This is a genomic window from Paenibacillus sp. RC84 (assembly GCF_041260495.1).
Classification (GTDB): Bacteria; Bacillota; Bacilli; order Paenibacillales; family NBRC-103111; genus Paenibacillus_F.
This window is the reverse complement of record NZ_JBGBYL010000001.1, coordinates 729,760-748,083: the sequence shown is the minus strand read 5'-3', so window position 1 is coordinate 748,083 and position 18,324 is coordinate 729,760. Positions and strand designations below refer to the sequence as shown.

General features: G+C 52.2%; 17 protein-coding genes. All 17 read right to left on the bottom strand.

The features are described 5' to 3' along the window. Nucleotides 1–32 precede the first annotated feature (32 nt). A complete protein-coding gene (gene rimP, locus ABH899_RS03485; RefSeq protein WP_009672012.1) occupies nucleotides 33–491 on the bottom strand; it encodes a ribosome maturation factor RimP in 459 nt (152 codons plus the stop codon). Between the two features lie 202 nt (nucleotides 492–693). After that, nucleotides 694–4,998, bottom strand: a complete 4,305-nt coding sequence (locus tag ABH899_RS03480) for a PolC-type DNA polymerase III (protein ID WP_369993988.1) — start codon at nucleotides 4,996–4,998, stop codon at nucleotides 694–696. Nucleotides 4,999–5,115: 117 nt separating this feature from the next. Next, the gene (gene proS, locus ABH899_RS03475; protein ID WP_369993985.1) at nucleotides 5,116–6,564 is read right to left on the bottom strand and encodes a proline--tRNA ligase; all 1,449 of its coding nucleotides are present in this window, start codon (nucleotides 6,562–6,564) and stop codon (nucleotides 5,116–5,118) included. Between the two features lie 109 nt (nucleotides 6,565–6,673). Further along, nucleotides 6,674–7,924 (bottom strand): RIP metalloprotease RseP, encoded by a 1,251-nt coding sequence (gene rseP, locus ABH899_RS03470; RefSeq protein WP_369993983.1) that lies wholly within the window; start codon nucleotides 7,922–7,924, stop codon nucleotides 6,674–6,676. A gap of 199 nt (nucleotides 7,925–8,123) precedes the next feature. Then, nucleotides 8,124–9,269 (bottom strand): 1-deoxy-D-xylulose-5-phosphate reductoisomerase, encoded by a 1,146-nt coding sequence (locus ABH899_RS03465; RefSeq protein ID WP_369993980.1) that lies wholly within the window; start codon nucleotides 9,267–9,269, stop codon nucleotides 8,124–8,126. Nucleotides 9,270–9,326: 57 nt separating this feature from the next. Next, nucleotides 9,327–10,124 carry a phosphatidate cytidylyltransferase gene (locus ABH899_RS03460; RefSeq protein ID WP_009676789.1) on the bottom strand — a complete coding sequence of 266 codons (798 nt, stop codon included), beginning with the start codon at nucleotides 10,122–10,124 and terminating at the stop codon, nucleotides 9,327–9,329. Between the two features lie 24 nt (nucleotides 10,125–10,148). Further along, complete coding sequence (locus ABH899_RS03455) at nucleotides 10,149–10,919, bottom strand: undecaprenyl pyrophosphate synthase (RefSeq protein ID WP_369993978.1); 771 nt, start codon at nucleotides 10,917–10,919, stop codon at nucleotides 10,149–10,151. A gap of 63 nt (nucleotides 10,920–10,982) precedes the next feature. Beyond that, nucleotides 10,983–11,537 (bottom strand): ribosome recycling factor, encoded by a 555-nt coding sequence (gene frr, locus ABH899_RS03450; protein WP_369993976.1) that lies wholly within the window; start codon nucleotides 11,535–11,537, stop codon nucleotides 10,983–10,985. Between the two features lie 4 nt (nucleotides 11,538–11,541). After that, the gene (gene pyrH, locus ABH899_RS03445; protein WP_009676779.1) at nucleotides 11,542–12,267 is read right to left on the bottom strand and encodes a UMP kinase; all 726 of its coding nucleotides are present in this window, start codon (nucleotides 12,265–12,267) and stop codon (nucleotides 11,542–11,544) included. A 108-nt stretch (nucleotides 12,268–12,375) separates the two neighbouring features. Continuing rightward, complete coding sequence (tsf, locus tag ABH899_RS03440; RefSeq protein WP_009676775.1) at nucleotides 12,376–13,032, bottom strand: translation elongation factor Ts; 657 nt, start codon at nucleotides 13,030–13,032, stop codon at nucleotides 12,376–12,378. A gap of 101 nt (nucleotides 13,033–13,133) precedes the next feature. After that, entirely contained in the window at nucleotides 13,134–13,832 is a 699-nt protein-coding gene (rpsB, locus tag ABH899_RS03435) for a 30S ribosomal protein S2 (protein WP_009676777.1), read from the bottom strand. A gap of 291 nt (nucleotides 13,833–14,123) precedes the next feature. Next, on the bottom strand, nucleotides 14,124–14,636 hold the full coding sequence (locus tag ABH899_RS03430) for a hypothetical protein (protein WP_369993971.1): 513 nt from the start codon (nucleotides 14,634–14,636) through the stop codon (nucleotides 14,124–14,126). Next, nucleotides 14,623–15,264, bottom strand: coding sequence for a DUF6115 domain-containing protein (locus ABH899_RS03425; RefSeq protein WP_369993968.1), 642 nt, complete (start codon nucleotides 15,262–15,264; stop codon nucleotides 14,623–14,625). The genes ABH899_RS03430 and ABH899_RS03425 overlap by 14 nt, the downstream gene beginning before the upstream one ends. 31 nt (nucleotides 15,265–15,295) lie before the next feature. Then, nucleotides 15,296–15,616 carry a hypothetical protein gene (locus ABH899_RS03420; RefSeq protein ID WP_009676781.1) on the bottom strand — a complete coding sequence of 107 codons (321 nt, stop codon included), beginning with the start codon at nucleotides 15,614–15,616 and terminating at the stop codon, nucleotides 15,296–15,298. Nucleotides 15,617–15,667: 51 nt separating this feature from the next. Next, nucleotides 15,668–17,080, bottom strand: a complete 1,413-nt coding sequence (locus tag ABH899_RS03415) for a flagellar assembly protein A (protein ID WP_369993965.1) — start codon at nucleotides 17,078–17,080, stop codon at nucleotides 15,668–15,670. Nucleotides 17,081–17,109: 29 nt separating this feature from the next. Further along, on the bottom strand, nucleotides 17,110–17,892 hold the full coding sequence (locus tag ABH899_RS03410; RefSeq protein WP_369993964.1) for a FliA/WhiG family RNA polymerase sigma factor: 783 nt from the start codon (nucleotides 17,890–17,892) through the stop codon (nucleotides 17,110–17,112). 15 nt (nucleotides 17,893–17,907) lie between these two features. After that, the gene (locus ABH899_RS03405; protein WP_369993961.1) at nucleotides 17,908–18,324 is read right to left on the bottom strand and encodes a hypothetical protein; all 417 of its coding nucleotides are present in this window, start codon (nucleotides 18,322–18,324) and stop codon (nucleotides 17,908–17,910) included.

Genomic DNA, 18,324 nt, shown 5'->3' with positions numbered 1-18,324 from the left:
CTTTCAATGGTTCGCAGACGCGGTTAACCGCGTCAGAATACGATGGCAAGCCTCGCGCTGGCCACTTTGCTGTATGGAATGGCGCTGCGTTTCTTCGGGGTTTGCACAACAAGCTCCTCGTCGTCAAACGACAGAAGCTCACCTTCGAATTCCTTGCTATTGTCAATTGGCTCGTATGTAGTTACAAATACATGTTTGCCAACAGCCTTCTTAATGTCTTCCGGTTTTTTTAGCGGCCTCTCGGCACCCGGTGAAGAGACTTCCAGGAAATAAGCCGTCGGAATCGGATCGTTCTCATCAAGTTTCGAGCTTAAGAATTCGCTGATGCGGCCGCAATCGTCGATATCAATGCCGCCTTCTTTGTCTACGAATACACGGAGAAACCAGTTGCTTCCTTCCTTGACGTATTCGATGTCGACAAGCTCAAAGCCTTGCTCGTTGAAATAATCCAGCAGCATATCTTCCACGACGGATTTAATTGGTGAATTCATATGTTTTCTCTCTACCCTCCTGTATGACCTTCCCGGTGAACCTGCCAAAAAGTCTTAGCAAAATGTAAAGAGTGGGTTTCCCCACTCTCCGGTTCACAGTCGATATCCTCATTATTGCCAAGAAAAATTATACCATAACCGTCTAAAGGTTGACAATAGTAAGAAAAAGTTACTCACCTTGTCACCCTACGCTTCGTGCCCGCTAAAACAAGGACAGCTGATTGGATTCCGGCAGTCCCCGGAAGCAGCCCATGCCGTTCAACAGTTCGACGACCGTCTTCGAAGCCTTCGAACGGTTTTGGAAATCTTCGATCGAAAGAAAGTCCCCGCTTTCCTTGGAAGCGGCAATGTTGCGGGCCGCATTCTCCCCGATTCCCGGTACGGCCGAGAACGGTGGAATAAGCGAATCCCCGTCAATAATAAACTTCGTGGCGTCGGAGCGGTATAAGTCGATGGGCTTGAAGCTGAATCCGCGTGCGGTCATTTCCAGCGCCATCTCGAGAATGGAAATCATCGCTTTTTCCTTCGGAAGAGCCTGGAACCCTTTATCCTCGATTTCGATCAGCTTTTTCATGATCGCATCGTAGCCCTGGCAGAGCAGTTCCAGATCAAAGTCCTCCGCACGGACCGTAAAGTAGGTCGCATAGTACGAGATCGGGTGGTAAACCTTGAAGTAAGCCGTACGCACCGCGGAAATAACGTAAGCGGCGGCGTGGGCTTTCGGGAACATATATTCGATCCGCTCGCAGGATTCAATGTACCAGGCAGGCACATTGTGCTTCTTCATGTCTTCCTTCCACTCATCGGTAAGACCTTTCCCTTTACGTACGCTCTCCGTGATTTTGAAGGCCAGGCCCGCATCCATGCCGGCTTTATAAATGAGATAGAGCATAATATCGTCCCGGCAGCCGATTACGGTCTTAATGTTGCAAATGCCCTTCTTGATCAGTTCCTGCGCGTTGCCCAGCCATACGCCGGTTCCGTGGGAAAGCCCGGAAATTTGCAGCAGATCGGCAAAGCTGCTCGGATGAGTTTCCTGAAGCATCTGCCGGACAAACTTCGTTCCCATCTCGGGAACTCCATAGGTGGCCACAGGCGTCCGGATTTTTTCAGGCGGAACTCCGAGCGCATCCGTCGAATGAAAAATGCTCATAACTTTAGGATCGTTCATCGGAATCGTCGTCGGATCAATGCCGGTCAAATCCTGAAGCATACGCATCATGGTCGGATCGTCGTGCCCCAGAATATCGAGCTTGAGCAGGTTGGCGTCAAACGCGTGATAGTCGAAATGCGTCGTTTTCCACTCGGAATTTTTATCGTCGGCTGGGAATTGAACGGGAGTGATATCGTCCACTTCCATATAATCCGGCACGACGACAATACCGCCGGGATGCTGTCCGGTGCTTCGCTTAACGCCGGTACATCCGGAGGCCAGCCTTACAATTTCGGCGTTCCGCCATTTTTTGCCATGGCCTTCCTCATACTTTTTCACATAACCGAAGGCTGTCTTATCCGCAATGGTACCGATGGTGCCTGCGCGGAACACGCTTTTTTCGCCGAAAAGAACCTTGGTGTAGTTATGAGCGACCGGCTGGTACTCCCCGGAAAAGTTCAAGTCGATATCGGGAACCTTGTCCCCTTTAAATCCGAGGAACGTTTCGAACGGAATGTCCTGGCCCTCGCCTTTAAGCTTGTCGCCGCAGGTCGGGCAGGTCTTATCCGGCAGGTCGAACCCGCTCGGAATGCTTCCGTCCGTAAACCATTCGCTGAATTTGCACGAGCGGCAAATATAATGCGGCGGGAGAGGGTTAACTTCCGAAATGCCCAGGAATGTGGCGACTACGGAGGAACCGACCGATCCCCGGGAACCGACGAGATAGCCGTCTTCGTTGGATTTTTTAACGAGCCTTTCCGAAATGAGATAGTTGGCCGAGAACCCGTATTTGATGATCGGCACCAGTTCTTTTTCAAGCCGCTGCACGACAATTTCCGGAACTTCATCCCCATAAATCTGACGGGCCGTCTCATAGCATTTGTTGCGGATTTCGTCGTCCGCTCCTTCAATGATCGGCGTGAACAGCTTGGTCGGAAACAGCTCGATTTCTTCAAAGCGGTCGGCCAGATCGTTTGTATTGCGCACCACGACTTCATGGGCCTTTTCCTGACCGAGGAAACGGAATTCTTCCAGCATCTCGCGCGTCGTGCGGAAATGAGCGTCCGGCTTCTTCATGTCTTTGAGGGGACTAAAGCCGGTGATGCCATTGATCGTAATATCCCGCGCGACTTTGTCCCGGGGCTCCAGGTAATGGACGTTCCCCGTCGCAATAACGGGTTTCCCCTGTTTTGCGCCGATGGCGACAATCCGCTTCACCGCGTCTTCCAAATCCGCTCGGCTGCCGACTAGCCCTTTATCCACCAGATGCATGTTGTAACTGACGGGCTGGATTTCCAGCACATCGTAAAATTCGGCAACCTGCTCGGCCTCTTCCTGCGATTTGTTAAGAACCGTCTCGAAAAACTCGCCTTTCTCGCAGCCCGAAGCAATAAGCAGCCCTTCCCTAAGCTCAATGAGCCTGCTTTTCGGAATCGTCGCCACTTTGTTGAAGTACTCCGTATGGGAAATGGAAATCAGTTTGAACAGATTTTTCTTTCCGACCGCATTCGTCGCATAAATGCAGCAGTGGAACGGACGCTGATTTGACAAGTCTTTCCCGACAAAATCATTCATACGTCCAAGATTTGTGATATTCCGGTCGTAGGCCTCGTTAATCAAATGCTGGAGAACATGTCCCAGCGCAATCGTATCGTCAATCGCCCTGTGATGGTTTTCCAGACTGACTTTAAATTTGTCCGACAAGGTGTTCAGCCTGTGGTTTTTCATGGAAGGGAAAAGCAGTCTGGCCATTTCCAGCGTATCGAGAACCGCATTCGTCATCTGCGGGTGGCCCAATCTTTTCAAGTTGGCCTGAATAAAGCCGATATCGAACCGCGCGTTATGAGCGACAAGCACGGAATCGCCGATAAAGTCGATAAACTTGGGAAGCTCGTCCGCGAGCTCCGGCGCGTCTTTTACCATCTCGTCGGTGATATTCGTGAGCTGCTGGATGTGATACGGAATTTTTTCATGCGGCTGGATAAACGTAGAATAACGGTCGATTTCTTTGCCTTCCTGTACCTTTACGCCGGCAATCTCGATAATTTTATTATTCAGAACGGACAGCCCCGTAGTCTCGATATCAAAAACGACGTAAGTGGCCTGCTTCAAATCCGCATCAATCGGGTTTAAGACGATCGGAACGGAATCGTTCACCACATTCGCTTCAACGCCGTAAATCACCTTGATGCCGTTTTTCTTGCCCGCCTTGTTCGCATCCGGGTAGCTTTGAACCCCGCTATGATCCGTGATGGCGATCGCTTTGTGGCCCCATTTTGCAGCCGTCTTGATGTACTGGTCCACCGGAGTGATTCCGTCCATCGTACTCATCGTCGTATGAAGGTGGAATTCCACGCGTTTCTCTTCGGCGTCATCCATTCTTCCCTTGGGCGGCAGCACTTCGTTGATATCCGACGGGATCATGACAAGCTCGGGCACCATCATGAAGCGATCGTATTCCACACGTCCGCGCGCACGAATCCAGCAGCCGTTGGAGAGCAGATTGAGAATGCGCACGTCTTCCTTCGTCTTCCCGAACGATTTCAGCATAATGGAATCGGTGTAGTCGGTAACGTTAAACGAATAAAGGGTGCTGCCGTTCCGCAGCTCTTTCACTTCCAGATTGAAGACGGCCCCTTGAATGGTAACCTTCTTCTCCTCTTCCACAATATCCTGGATCGGCACGGGCGCATCTTTAATATCGTAGCCGACCATGAGCCGGACATCCGCATCCGGGATCGCCGAAGCCTGGAGCTCCTGCTCGATGGACTGCATAATCTCCTGTGTAACGAGCTTCTCCTCTTCGACGATCTGCTGGGCAAATCGTTCGAATTCCTCGGTGCTTTTCTCGCTGAGCGCATACTTCACGGTAAACTCGGTTTTAAAATAATCCTGGAAGAAGGATTTCACCCAGTTATCCATGTTCTTTTTCTTCGCGAGCTCAAAACCGATCTGATCCAGCAGAATCAAAGTCAGCTGATTTCCCTGCACTTCGGTTTTGGCTTTGCTCAGCCACCCGTTTACCGTAACGGCTTCGCGCTGTACCCACTCCAGAAAAAGGCTCCAATATTCTTCCACGAGCCTGCCTGGCTCCGCATTCTCCATGTGTATGACAAATCGCGTCTTGGCGATATGAGCGAACTTTTCTTGAACGTTCCGGCAGAAAGAACGGTACACGTCCTGCGGGACCAGCTCCTGCTTTACCAGATGGAAGGTCCACTCCCGGTTTTTCCGGCTGATTTCTACTTTGTCGATATACCCGTCCGCAAAATGAACCGTTGACATCTCGTGCGGTATGTCCGCCTGCTTCATCAGAAGCTCGAACCGCTGTCTTTTATCCGGTGTCTGACTCATGTCTTCCCTCCCCCAAGCTTCCGGTTTGCTCCGATTGCCGCCTTACTCTCACCCGGCCGGAAAAAGAAAAGGACAAAGAGAGAAAGTAATCTCGTTTGCCCTTCATTGTAATCGTGCTTAATAAGATTTACCGAAAACGACGGCGTGCTTGGCTTTATCTCCGCAAACCAGACAGGTTTCTTTCGATTCCCGCGGCGAAAACGGAATGTTACGGCTCGTTGCTCCCGCCTCTTCTTTGACCTGGGCTTCACAAGCTTCCGAACCGCACCAGCCTGCAAGCGCAAACCCGCGGTTCGTTTCCAAGTATTGTTTGAACTCATCCAGCGTGTCTACCGCGATCAAATGCTCTTCGAGGTGCTGCTTCGCACGGTTGAACATGTCCTGGTGTATCTCTTCCAGGAGCTGCTGAACTTCTTGAACGAAGTTGACCTGCTGGACGATTTTCTTCTCTCCGGTAATCCGGGAAACGAGAACGATCTGACCGTTCTCCATATCGCGCGGTCCAAGCTCGACACGGATAGGAACGCCGCGCATTTCGTATTCGTTGAATTTCCAGCCCGGGCTCAGATCCGCACGGTCGTCCACTCTTACCCGGACACCTGCCTGCTTCAATTCGGCAAACAGCTCGTCCGTGCGGGCCACGACCTGCTCCCTCGTTTTAGGAGGACCTATCGGGATCATGATCACTTGTGTAGGAGCTACTTTAGGCGGCAGTGCCAGCCCGCGGTCGTCCCCGTGCGCCATGATCGTCGCGCCGATCAGACGTGTGCTTACTCCCCAGGAGGTAGTGTGCACGAACTGGTGCTGATTTTCCCGGTTCAAATATTTAATATCGAAAGCAACCGCAAAGTTGGTGCCGAGGTAGTGCGAAGTACCCGCTTGTACCGCTTTGCCGTCTTTCATCATCGCTTCGATCGAGAAGGTATCCACCGCTCCGGCAAACTTCTCGGAAGGTGTTTTCTGACCGATAATGACCGGCATGGCAAGGAAATTCTCGGCGAAGTCTCTGTAAATTTCCAGCATCTGCATCGTTTCGCGGCGAGCATCTTCTTCGTCTTCGTGAGCGGTATGCCCTTCCTGCCATAAAAACTCCGTCGTACGAAGGAATGGCAGGGTACGTTTCTCCCAGCGGACCACGTTCGCCCACTGATTGATAAGGAGCGGCAGATCACGGTAGGAATTGATCCATTCCGCGTACATATGGCCGATCATCGTCTCGGAAGTCGGACGGATGGCCAGACGCTCTTCGAGCTTCTCTCCTCCCGCTTCGGTCACCCAGGGAAGTTCCGGATTGAAGCCTTCCACGTGCTCCTTCTCTTTCTGGAAAAAGCTCTCCGGGATGAAAAGCGGAAAGTAGGCGTTGCGGTGCCCGGTTTCCTTGAAACGCTTGTCCAGCTCACGCTGGATGTTTTCCCAAATCTCGTAGCCGTCCGGCTTGAAGACCATGCACCCGCGAACCGGGGAATAGCTCATAAGATCGGCTTTTTTGATGACATCAATGTACCACTGGGAGAAATCTTCACCCTGCGGCGTGATTTCCCGGACAAACTGTTTATCTTTGGACATACGGATCCTCCTACGGAAGTCCGTCCGGCGGGGCAAACGCAAGGTTCGCCCGGGCGGACGGACAGGCATCGTTTCACCTAACGGTTACATCTATCTATCATAATACAGATTAGCTTTTAATTAAACGTAAAATATCGTTGTAGGTCACGGCGACCATCAATAACATGAGCATGGCAAAGCCGATAAAGTGAACCATGCTTTCGCGGTTGGGATCAACCGGCTTACCGCGAACCGCTTCGATGGCGAGGAATACGAGCCGGCTTCCGTCCAGCGCAGGAAACGGAAGCAGGTTAAAGAGCCCTAAATACAGGCTGAGCAGCGCAACCCAGTAAATGTACGATTCACTGCCGTGGCTGGCGAATTCACCGGTTACCTGCACGATGCGCACCGGACCGCCCAGGTCGTCCATTTTGAACTGACCCAGCACGAGTTTCTTGAATCCGTCGAGAATACCTACTGTTGACGTCGAAACGTAGTTATAGGTGCCCTTCAACGTTTCGCCGAAGGAAGCCGAACGCTTGTCTCCCGTGATATAAACCCCGACCTTGCCGTTCTCATCCGGAGTGATTTCGATTTTCTTCTCCACGCCGCTCCGCTGGATCACCCAGTTCATTTTCTGGTTAGGGGAGGAACCGACCACTTTCATAAACTTCTCGCGGTTGTCCCCGATCGTTTCCTGATTCACCGAAACGATGACGTCTCCGGCCATAAGTCCCGCTTTCTCGGACGGACGGCCTGGTTCCAGCTTGTCGACTTTTACGTTCGTCGGAACTCCCTGCATGATAACGAGGGTAAGGAACAGTACCGCGGCCAGCAAAAAGTTCATAACCGGCCCCATCAGGATGGACAGGAAACGCTGCCCCACCGTCTTGCTGCCAAACTGCCGGTCGAGCGGCGCAATCTGTGTCTCCACACCGCGGGTAACCATGAGGGCATCAGGCTTAACGGGGTAACGGACCTGCTCGTCTCCCACTTCAAGCTTTACAAAAAGGTCTTTTTCCAGATCGATCTGCTGCACGGCACCTTGAATGACATTCGCCCGCTGGTCAAGCTGGTCCAAATAAAGCTTAGTGACTTGATTGTCCTTGTTTAACTTTACGGCTATCGTCTGTCCGTCCTGGATTTGAACGATTTCCGGATCCTCGCCCGCCATGCGGACATAGCCGCCGAACGGGAGCAATCTCAAGGTGTAACGAGTTTCGCCCTTTTTATATGAAAACAATTTTGGTCCGAACCCGATAGCGAATTCACGCACCAAAATTCCGGCCCGTTTCGCAAAATAAAAATGTCCCCACTCGTGAATCGTAACGAGGACGAAGAACATAAGGACGATTTTCAGTCCTGTCTCAATGCTTCCCAACCCGCATCTGCCTCCTCCGGCGCTTTCTCTCCTGAAAGCCGTCTCGTTTATGCTTACGTATGTTCCTAATGTACCATTATTGAGCGGCCTAATACAAGCAATCGCCTATGTCAGTATACGCAGGAACATGGAGCTCATAGACTAAAAAACCGGCCGTCCGGAAAATTTCCAGAGCGGCCGGTTTATCCTTCATCGAGGCTCAGCCGAGCAGAGACGCGGTTTCACGCGCCCACCGGTCGGCTTCCAAAATATCACCGATCTGGGGACTGCTCATGACAGAGTGTCTTTGCAGACATTCTTCTATGATGGTTTCAATGCGGAGAAAAGGAATCTCTCCCTGCAAAAACTTCGCAACGGCTTGTTCGTTAGCCGCGTTGAACACGGTTGGCGCCGTGCCTCCGGTCCGACCGCTTTCGTAAGCCATCCGGAGGCAGGGGAACCGGTCGAAATCCATGGGCCGGAAATTCAGTGTAGCGATTTCCGCCAAATCCAGGGATTTCGCAGGTGAAAGCAGCCGGTTCGGGTAGGACAGCGCATATTGGATCGGCACGCGCATGTCCGGGTTTCCGAGCTGGGCTATAATGCTGCTATCCTTGAACTCAACGTAAGAGTGGATGATGCTTTCCGGATGCAAAAGCACGCCGATTTGATCGTAGGGTAGGTCAAAAAGCCAATGGGCTTCCATGACTTCGAGCCCTTTGTTGACCATCGTGGCCGAGTCGATCGTAATCTTCGCACCCATGGACCAGTTCGGATGGTTCAACGCCTGCTCTACCGTAACGCCTTCCAGCTCCTCCCGGCTGCGGTCCCGGAAAGAACCGCCGGAAGCCGTAATGGTAATTTTCCTGATCTCTTCCCGGCGTTCGCCGTTTAGACACTGGAAAATCGCGGAATGTTCGCTGTCGATGGGCAGCAGCCGCACGCCTTTGCGTCTCGCGGCTTCCGTTACCAGATGTCCCGCGCTCACAAGCGGCTCTTTATTCGCAAGGCCGATCGTTTTGCCCGCTTCAATCGCGGCGATCGTCGGTTCCAGCCCCTGGTTGCCGACTACGGCCGTTACGACAAAATCCGCATCTGTTCCGGCTGCCGTCTCCAGGAGACCCTCTTCACCGAACAGAATACGCGTACCTGCGGGTATTAAAGCGGACAACCGATCCGCCAGTTCGCGTGTAGCCACGGAAGCCAGTTTCGGCTTGAACCGGCGGATTTGCTCGGCTAGAAGCTCCACGTTCCGTCCGCCGGCAAGAGCCTCTACGGTAAATTGATCCGGATGATGGGCAATGACATCAAGCGTTTGCGTACCGATCGATCCGGTGGAGCCAAGTATCGCTATTCGTTTATTCATATTCTCCCCCGTTGGATGAGCCTGAGCCGATTCTGTCTGATGGACGGGTACACGGGTTCAGGACGGAATCAGTGCAAGCCAGTGGACAAGCGGAAAAACGATAAGCCAGCTGTCCACGCGGTCGAGAATTCCACCATGACCCGGCAGAATGGTCCCCGTATCCTTAATTCCCTTCACCCGCTTGTAGGCGGATTGCATAAGGTCGCCGAGCTGCCCCGACACGGCAATAACGACACCGATCAGCACCGCGCGAGCCGGAGACAGAAGTTCGGGACGGGCCAGGGAAAAACAGAGTCCCGCTACAATAGCAATCAGTACTCCGCCGAGGGCTCCCTCGACCGACTTCTTAGGGCTGATTACCGGCCACAGCAAGTGTTTGCCGAATTTCGATCCGACAAAATACGCGCCGGAATCCGTCGCCCAAATGCAGACAAAAATAAGAAGCGTCCAAAACAAACCATGCTCGGGTATCCACCGCGTCATGATCATATAATGAAATCCGACACCTATGTACACGACTCCGAGAAAGAGAAGCGACACCATGTCGATGGTAATTTTGTTCTTGGACAAGACCGTAGCGGCCATCAGCACGAAGGCGGCTCCCCAGATCAGGCCGACCTCGTTGAGCTCATAGGTAAACCGGTGCATTTCCCATGGAAGGGTAAGCAGAATCAAGGCGATCATGCCGACCAACCATGTGATCCGGTGGTCTTTCAACTTGTTCATTCGCACATACTCATCAAAGCCGATTATAGCCATTAGTACGATCAGGGCGGCAAACCAGTTGCCGCCGACAGCCAGCAGTCCCAAAAATCCGGCTCCGGCTATCGCTCCCGTCAGAATCCTCTGCTTCAACGCTTCATTCCTCCAAACCGATGCTTACAAGCCTCCGTATCGTCTTGCCCGTCGTTGGTATTCGGCAACGGCCCGGTAAAAATGCTCTTCCGAGAATTCAGGCCAGTAAGCTTCCGTAAACCATAATTCGCTATAGGCGAGCTGCCACAGCAGAAAATTGCTAAGCCTCAGCTCTCCGCTCGTCCGGATCAGCAGGTCGGGGTCAGGAAGCCCGGAAGTGAGCATATACGAAGAAAATGTTTCCTCCGACAAATCTTCCGGACGAAGTTTGCCTTCCTGGACATCCCTCAGCACATCCTGAACACCGGCGAGCAGTTCCTTGCGGCCACCGTAATTCAGAGCAAAGTTTAGGATGAGGCCTGTGTTATTCTTTGTGCGCTCGATTGCATCTTCAATGGCATTCAGTGTGTAATCCGGCAGACTTTCTTTCCAGCCGGTCATACGGATCCGCACATTACGCTCGATCAGTTCCTCTATCTCCAGCGGAAAGAACTCTTGGGGCAGCTTCATGAGGAATTCGACTTCCTCTTTAGGGCGCTTCCAGTTTTCCGTGGAAAAGGCATACATCGTCAGCACCTTGACTCCGATGCTGTCGGCTGCAATGGTGATTTTCTTCACATTCTTCATACCGGAATGGTGCCCGGCCACACGGGGAAGTCCGCGCTGTTTCGCCCAGCGTCCGTTTCCGTCCATGATAATGGCAATATGAGACGGAACGTTGTCCAACTCCAAATGGGGAGACTTCTCGTCCTGTGCAGACTCGTTTCCAAGCCATTTTTTCAGTTGATTGAACATCTCTTTTCCCCCACTATGGAAAGATGAAAAGCCCCCGGTATTTCAGGGGGCGACGATAGCCGTTTACACTTCCATAATTTCTTTTTCTTTACCTGTCAGGACTTTCTCGACTTCGGCCGTGAATTTGTCCGTAAATTTCTGAATATCGTCCTGGTGACGACGGGACTCGTCTTCGGAAATACCGTTCTTCTCCTGCTTCTTGATGTCCTCATTGGCATCGCGGCGGATATTACGGATCGCAACTTTGGCCTCTTCCCCGTATTTGCGGGTCAGTTTAACCAGCTCGCTGCGGCGTTCTTCCGTAAGCGGCGGAATGACCAGTCGGATCACCGTACCGTCGTTAGCCGGAGTCAAGCCCAGTTCGGACTTGAGAATAGCTTTCTCAATAGCTCCCATGGAGCTTTTATCCCATGGCTGAATAATCAGCGTGCGGGAGTCCGGCGTGGAGATGTTAGCCAACTGGTTAACCGGAGTCATCGCGCCATAGTATTCCACTTGGATTTTATCGAGCAGCGCAGGGTTTGCGCGGCCTGCACGTAGAGTGGCCAGATCGCGCTTGAGTGCGTCGATAGCCTTGCTCATCCGCTCTTCTGCATTCTTTTTAATCGATTGCGGCATACGATTATACACTCCCTTTGACAATGGTACCGATTTTTTCGCCGAGGACTACCCGTTTAATGTTGCCATTTTCTGTGATCGAAAATACGATAAGCGGGATATTGTTGTCCATGCACAGCGAGGAAGCGGTTGAATCCATCACGCCGAGATTTTTGTTAAGCACCTCTAGATAAGTGAGGGTCTCGTATTTCTCGGCCGTTTCGTCTTTGAAAGGATCCGCGGAGTAAACTCCGTCTACTTTGTTCTTGGCCATCAAGATAACTTCCGCTTCAATCTCGGCCGCTCTAAGCGCAGCCGTCGTATCCGTGGAAAAATAAGGGTTACCTGTTCCGGCAGCAAAGATGACGACTCGGCCCTTCTCCAGATGACGAATCGCTCTTCTGCGGATGTACGGCTCCGCTACCTGCTGCATGGAAATGGAGCTTTGCACACGGGTCGGCACGCCAATATTCTCCAGCGCGTCCTGCATAGCCAGGGAATTCATGACCGTTGCAAGCATGCCCATGTAGTCTGCCGTAGCCCGGTCAATGCCTTTGGCACTGCCTGCAATCCCGCGCCAGATGTTGCCTCCGCCCACGACGATAGCAACTTCCACCCCGAGATCGACCACATCTTTCACCTGCAGGGCGATAGAAGAAATGATGTCCGATTCGATCCCGAATCCTTGCTGTCCGGCAAGAGCCTCACCGCTCAGCTTTAAGATTACTCTTTTATACAAAGGTCGCTCCAACTTTGGTACCCTCCGTTCTGACAAATCAGCGTGCTTCTATCTTTCTTGTACCGTTTCTGTTTATAAAAGAAGGAACACAATGTGTTCCCGCTTTTGGTCCGTTCGGTATTAGGCGTTGCCTTTAGCTTGTGCCATTACTTCTTCAACGAAATTGTCGACTTTCTTCTCAAGACCTTCACCCAGCTCAAAGCGAGCAAAGCGGCGGATGGAGATGTTCTCCCCGATCGTGCTGATCATTTCGTTCAGCAGGACGGATACCGTTTTGTCCGGATCTTTGATGTAGGATTGTTCCATCAGACAAATTTCTTCGTAGTATTTGCTGATGCGGCCTTCAACCATTTTGTCCACGATGTGAGCAGGTTTGCCTTCGTTCAGCGCTTGGTTGCGAAGAATTTCTTTTTCTTTATCAAGCTCTTCTGTCGGAACTTCTTCACGACGAACGTAGGAAGGGTTCGCAGCTGCGATTTGCATCGCGATACCTTTTACGAAATCACGGAAGTTGTCCGTTTTGGCAACGAAGTCAGTTTCACAGTTAACTTCGACAAGAACGCCGATACGTCCGCCGGCATGAATGTAAGATTCTACAACGCCCTCGGTAGCTGCGCGGCCCGCTTTGCTAGCGGCAGCGGCAAGGCCTTTCTCACGAAGGATTTCGCTTGCTTTCGTCAGATCACCGTTTGCTTCGTCCAGCGCTTTTTTGCAATCAAGCATGCCTGCGCCTGTTTTTTCACGCAATTCTTTTACCATTGCAGCTGTTACTGCCATAATAGGGACCTCCCTAAGAGTGTAAGTATTTTAAAAAAAGGGCGGTGATAGGCTTAAGTGCCTTCAGACCACCCTTTTCCTGTTACGTTCGTTTATGTCGATTAAGCCGTTGTTTGTTCGCCTTGGTTAGCTTCGATCACAGCGTCGGCCATTTTACCGGTCAGCAATTTAACAGCGCGGATCGCGTCGTCATTACCTGGGATAACATAATCGATTTCGTCCGGATCGCAGTTCGTATCAACGATACCTACGATTGGGATACCAAGTTTGCGAGCTTCTGCAACCGCAATACGCTCTTTGCGTGGATCAATGATGAACAGGGCGCTAGGCAGGCCTTTCATGCCTTTGATGCCGCCGAGGAATTTATCGAGGCGATCTTTTTCCTTGTTCAGGATGATAACTTCTTTCTTAGGAAGAAGTTCGAACGTGCCGTCCTGCTCCATTTTTTCAAGCTCTTTAAGACGGTTGATACGTTTTTGAATCGTTTGGAAGTTGGTCAGCGTGCCGCCGAGCCAGCGTTGGTTGATGTAGAACATGCCGCAACGTTCCGCTTCTTCTTTAACGGAGTCTTGAGCTTGTTTTTTGGTGCCTACGAACATGATCGTACCGTTCTCAGCAGAGACCGATTTAACGAAGTTGTAAGCTTCCTCAACCTTTTTAACCGTTTTTTGTAGATCGATAATGTAAATGCCGTTTCTTTCAGTGAAGATGTATTTGTCCATTTTCGGGTTCCAACGACGGGTTTGGTGACCGAAGTGTACCCCAGCTTCTAGAAGCTGCTTCATGGAAATTACTGCCATCCTCACACACCTCCTCAATAAAATGGTTTTAGTGTAATGCTCCTCCGACAGCCGCATCTCCGTATAAAACTCGCCGTGCGCAAGGCCCGGACAAGCACCGTTATACGAATTAACTGTCGTGTGTTTTTAACACCGTCAATAACTATACCACAAGTCGCATACGGGATGCAACAGCGTTTGGAGACAACTTTCGGCAAGATTTTTAATCCGCGGGAAGGCACCGGCCGGGCGTTATCATGATTCCCTTCCGCACGCAAAATAAGACCCTCGCGCAATGCAAGAGCCCCATTTTTATTCCGGCTTGCTGGTCAGATTCTGAATGATCTCGTCCAGCGTCGGTTTGCCTGTAAATTTATGAACGCCCGACTTGATCTTACCCGTTGCCGCCTTAGCCGCCATCGCCTGCTCAAATTGCTCCTGGCTTTCGACTAACCCGCTCACGGAAACGATTTTGGCCACCTGGCTGGACTTCATTCCCGGTGCGATGTAGACGGCGGTTATTTGAGGCTTCGCCGAAGGAGCGGGCTGGGCGGACGGTGCTTTCGCTTTCTCCGCCTCCAACTGCTTTTGCAGTTCCTGTTCATGCTGCTCTTTCGTGAAGACGGGCTGGTTTTTGTCAAAAACCTGGTAGTACTTCCCGGCTTCGGTTTTCAGCTTGTTCATGTCCATCTGTTCGATGGAAACGGCCGAATTCCGCGACAACGGCTGGACCGGCTGGGCCGCCGATATCATCAACTGAAGAAGAGCCGAGCCCGCGATCATGCCGATGCCGATTCCGGCCAGCAGCGTTTTATTTACTTTCATCGGAATGTCCCTCCCGTTTGGCCAGCTGCATGATCAGCATGACTTCCCCTTTGTTCATCCCGAGCTGTTTGGCGATCTGCTCCGTGGATCTTCCCTGGTCATGCAGCTCAAAAAGAGCGGCATACCGGGCGCGCACGGAGAGCTCCGGCTCCGTTCGGGGAGCTTCCTGCGGCTGAACAGATGCGGCAGCATCTGCGGCCGCGAACTCCTCCGTCTGCGTAAGACGGGGCGTTGGCAGTGCAGATTCGTGCGTCTGAACGGCAGGCTCCGCGTAGACATGAGGTTCCGTGCTCCGGGACCCGTGCCGGGAAAGATCCGGCGCGGACTGGCGGCCGGCCTGCACCGCCGCCCCGCTTCCGTCCACGCTGCGGCGCTCCAGAACTTCAAGCCTGGCGGTCAATTTGGCGACCTCGAGCTTGTGCTCCCTCTGCGTCTCTTTGAACAGGTCGATGAGCGCCTGGTTCTGCTGCTCAAGATCGGACGCAAAGTGAGCCATGCTCTCTTCCAGCTCTTTCACGAGCTGGGCCGAAGGCCCCTGCCCGCCTCTTTTTGCAGCCGAACGGGGAATCACTCCCGCAAACACCACAATCACGAGGCCGAGGAGAACAATCATCTGCCAAGGTTCCATTTTAACATCACCTGTACTTTCAAATCTTCCTTTATAGACTCAAGTCGATATGCGAGCCTTTAAAAGGGTGAACCGCCTTTGGCGGCTCCGCTTCTTGAGACGGAGGAGCCTTCTTCTGCTGCCGGCCCCGTCCGCCCTGACCGCCGTTCTGCCGGCCCTCTTTGCGGATTTGAGCCTCTTCGCTCTCTCCGATTTTCTCGCTGGCTTTCCGGTTATGTTCGGCGTTCTTCTCATTTTCCGCCCCCAACAGGACCTGATCCATCTCGGGTTTGTGGTTCAACTGCTGCTGCCGGATGCCGGCCTGATCGTTCTTGTGAACCGCGAACTGCAAATCGACCGGTTTCATATCCATAAAAGTTCCACCTCGTCATTATCGCTGGTTATTGGCTTGACCGGGAAGCCTTTACTTAGGCATATAGGCGCTGTGCCCGATATCGCCTGCAACAAGCTGGAACACGACATGGCTCATCGGATCTTTGATGAACTTCGTGTAGCGGCCGATCACGATTTTGGCTCCTCCGTATACGGTAGAGATCACTTCTACGCTAGAGCGTTCGCTGTCTTCGAGCGATTTCTCCATTTCAAAAATCCGTTCACGGAGCTCACGCTGTTCTTCTCCGGCCTGGCGCTTTGTATGATTCAGCTTAATTCGCAGCGCTACTTTGTCCGGTCCGAGCTGGCCGGACGCTGCCAACTGGTCCAGCAAAATAAGGGCTTTGTCCGTCTTGGACTGATTATCCGCAAGCGCTTTGAGCTGGGAACGAAGCTGAATCAATTCATTGCGAAGCTCCGGCAGCACCCCCACCTCGATTGCAGTCGTATTGGAGAGGGAATTTCCGATCGTTCTGGCGATAACCTTCTCCCCGGCCTGAACGGTTCCGCCCACGATCAGCCCTTTGGGCCCGTTGCAAGCGACGGTTTTACCCGCACGTATTGTCGAATGAAGAATACTTTGGGAAACGGTAATCGTATCCGCCGCTTCTACTGTCGCATCCTGGATAAAAGAAGATTTCACGTTCTTCCCGGCCCGGATTACGGCTTTGTTCCTGCCCACGATACCGGCGGTTATTTCAACGGAACCGCTCGCTTCGAGTTCGGCCGCTTCCACACCGCCGACTATACGGATATCCCCGGAAGCTTTGATCTTGAAACCGGGGCTCACGTTTCCGCGAATGACGACAGTTCCGACGAAATCGATGTTACCCGTCCGGTAATCCACGTCTCCGTTCACCTCGTATACGGGGAACACGTTTACTTTGTTCCGGTCCGTGTAGGTGACGAGTCCGTCGATAGCGGCATAAATGGCGTTCTCCTCGTTATCCGTTACGACGTTTTTTCCCAGTTTAAACCTGGCTTCCTTGCCTTCGCGTGCCGGCAGCGGCTCCCCGGTTACGGCTTTGCCGGGTGTTCCTTCGGTCGGGGGAACCTTTTTGCCGATGATCTGGCCTTTTCTGATATTGTTCAAGGTGGATACTTCTTTGAGATCGACGCGTCCGTCTTCCGTCTCGACAGGCTTATGCGTATCGTTGTTGCGCCCGTACAAATAATCGACGTATCCGTCGGTTCCGTTAACGGGGCGGGTGCCTTGGGCGATCACGGTTTCGGCGAGCAGATAAGGCTGAGGATCTATCGCTATGCGGAGCAGCGCCTCCGTATCGAGTCCATGAACGATGCTGTTCGCTCTGGCCAATCCTTGAAGCTCGTCAAACGTGACCGTAAAATCATCTCCGACATCGGCAAACTTCAGCAAGGATGTCAACTTATCGTCCGTGACGGAAATCCTAATGATTTGGTCCAACTCCAAAATCCGGTCCATCCTGTATCGACAACCTTTCCCGGCAACTTCTATTTTTCAAACAACTGAACTTTATATCGACTCAAAACTCCTCTTAATCGCAGCATGGCTTTGGAATGAAGCTGAGAAATGCGGGAAGGCGACAAACTCATCACTTCCGCAATCTCGCTCAGGGAAAGTTCTTCGAAATAAAACAGGGAAACGACGATCCGTTCTTTCTCCGTTAATTTCTCTATCGCCCGCGCAAGAGTTTCTTTGAGGTAAAATTCGTTAACTGTAAATTCCGGATTTTTGGCACGCTCGTCCACCAGAAGCGAAAGCCGGGTTTCGGATTCTTCTTCACGAATCGGTTCGTCTATGGAACAAATGGAGGTTACGGCGATTTCCTGAAGCATATGCTGAAACTCGTCCTCCGTAACCTGGAGATAATCGCTGATCTCTTCATCCGTCACGGTCCGAAGATACTTCTGCTCCAGCTTCTGATACGCTTCCTCGACTTTCTTGGCCTTCTCACGTACGGAACGGGGAACCCAATCCCCTTGTCTGAGGCCGTCGATAATGGCCCCGCGTATGCGCCAGGACGCGTAAGTTTCGAACTGCAGACCGCGTTCGTAGTCAAACTTCTCGACGGCGTCGATCAGACCCATGATTCCGAAGCTTCCCAGGTCTTCCTTGGAAACGTTCTTGGGGAGACCAATCGCCAAACGGCCCGATACGTATTCGACAAGAGGCAGGTACGTTTCAATCAGCGTTTGCTTGGCTTCTCTGGAACCGCCCTGCTTCCACTGTCTCCACGTATCGAAATGCGCCAGATTAGGTTTTTTATCAATCATGGCTGTACACCGTCCTTATTCTTCAGACATTTGACGAAGGGCTCTGACCGATTGCTCGGTGTCAGGTTGCTTCCGGGTAACTAGCTTCGTGGGCAGCAGCGGCGCAAATTCCGCTTCCTCCCTGTCCACTCCGTCCTCCGCTTTCTGCGCGGTTTCGTCGGGAGTAGTCAAATCGAGATGCTGGCCGAGATTCTTGTTTGGAGAGGGCCCTTCTGCGGCGGCCGCTGCCGTTTCATTTACGACAGGACTGTTAGCGGATAGGAGCAGGCCCATAATAAACCGAAAGCCGAAAGTGACGGCAAATAAAATGACAAAACTGTAAACGCTTCGCAGCAGCGTGGTCAGCCAAACGTTGCTGCCCAGCGAAAGGAGAAAGGTGAGGACAAAGGAGACGGCACCGACTATGAAATTCCAGCGAATCGTTCCCGCCAT

Coding starts and splice junctions, on each gene's coding strand:
- rimP (WP_009672012.1), bottom strand. CDS start 491: ATGAATTCACCAATTAAATCCGTCGTGGAAGATATGCTGCTGGATTAT.
- ABH899_RS03480 (WP_369993988.1), bottom strand. CDS start 4,998: ATGAGTCAGACACCGGATAAAAGACAGCGGTTCGAGCTTCTGATGAAG.
- proS (WP_369993985.1), bottom strand. CDS start 6,564: ATGTCCAAAGATAAACAGTTTGTCCGGGAAATCACGCCGCAGGGTGAA.
- ABH899_RS03465 (WP_369993980.1), bottom strand. CDS start 9,269: ATGAATAAACGAATAGCGATACTTGGCTCCACCGGATCGATCGGTACG.
- ABH899_RS03455 (WP_369993978.1), bottom strand. CDS start 10,919: ATGTTCAATCAACTGAAAAAATGGCTTGGAAACGAGTCTGCACAGGAC.
- frr (WP_369993976.1), bottom strand. CDS start 11,537: ATGCCGCAATCGATTAAAAAGAATGCAGAAGAGCGGATGAGCAAGGCT.
- tsf (WP_009676775.1), bottom strand. CDS start 13,032: ATGGCAGTAACAGCTGCAATGGTAAAAGAATTGCGTGAAAAAACAGGC.
- rpsB (WP_009676777.1), bottom strand. CDS start 13,832: ATGGCAGTAATTTCCATGAAGCAGCTTCTAGAAGCTGGGGTACACTTC.
- ABH899_RS03430 (WP_369993971.1), bottom strand. CDS start 14,636: ATGAAAGTAAATAAAACGCTGCTGGCCGGAATCGGCATCGGCATGATC.
- ABH899_RS03425 (WP_369993968.1), bottom strand. CDS start 15,264: ATGGAACCTTGGCAGATGATTGTTCTCCTCGGCCTCGTGATTGTGGTG.
- ABH899_RS03420 (WP_009676781.1), bottom strand. CDS start 15,616: ATGGATATGAAACCGGTCGATTTGCAGTTCGCGGTTCACAAGAACGAT.
- ABH899_RS03415 (WP_369993965.1), bottom strand. CDS start 17,080: ATGGACCGGATTTTGGAGTTGGACCAAATCATTAGGATTTCCGTCACG.
- ABH899_RS03410 (WP_369993964.1), bottom strand. CDS start 17,892: ATGATTGATAAAAAACCTAATCTGGCGCATTTCGATACGTGGAGACAG.
- ABH899_RS03405 (WP_369993961.1), bottom strand. CDS start 18,324: ATGGCGGGAACGATTCGCTGGAATTTCATAGTCGGTGCCGTCTCCTTT.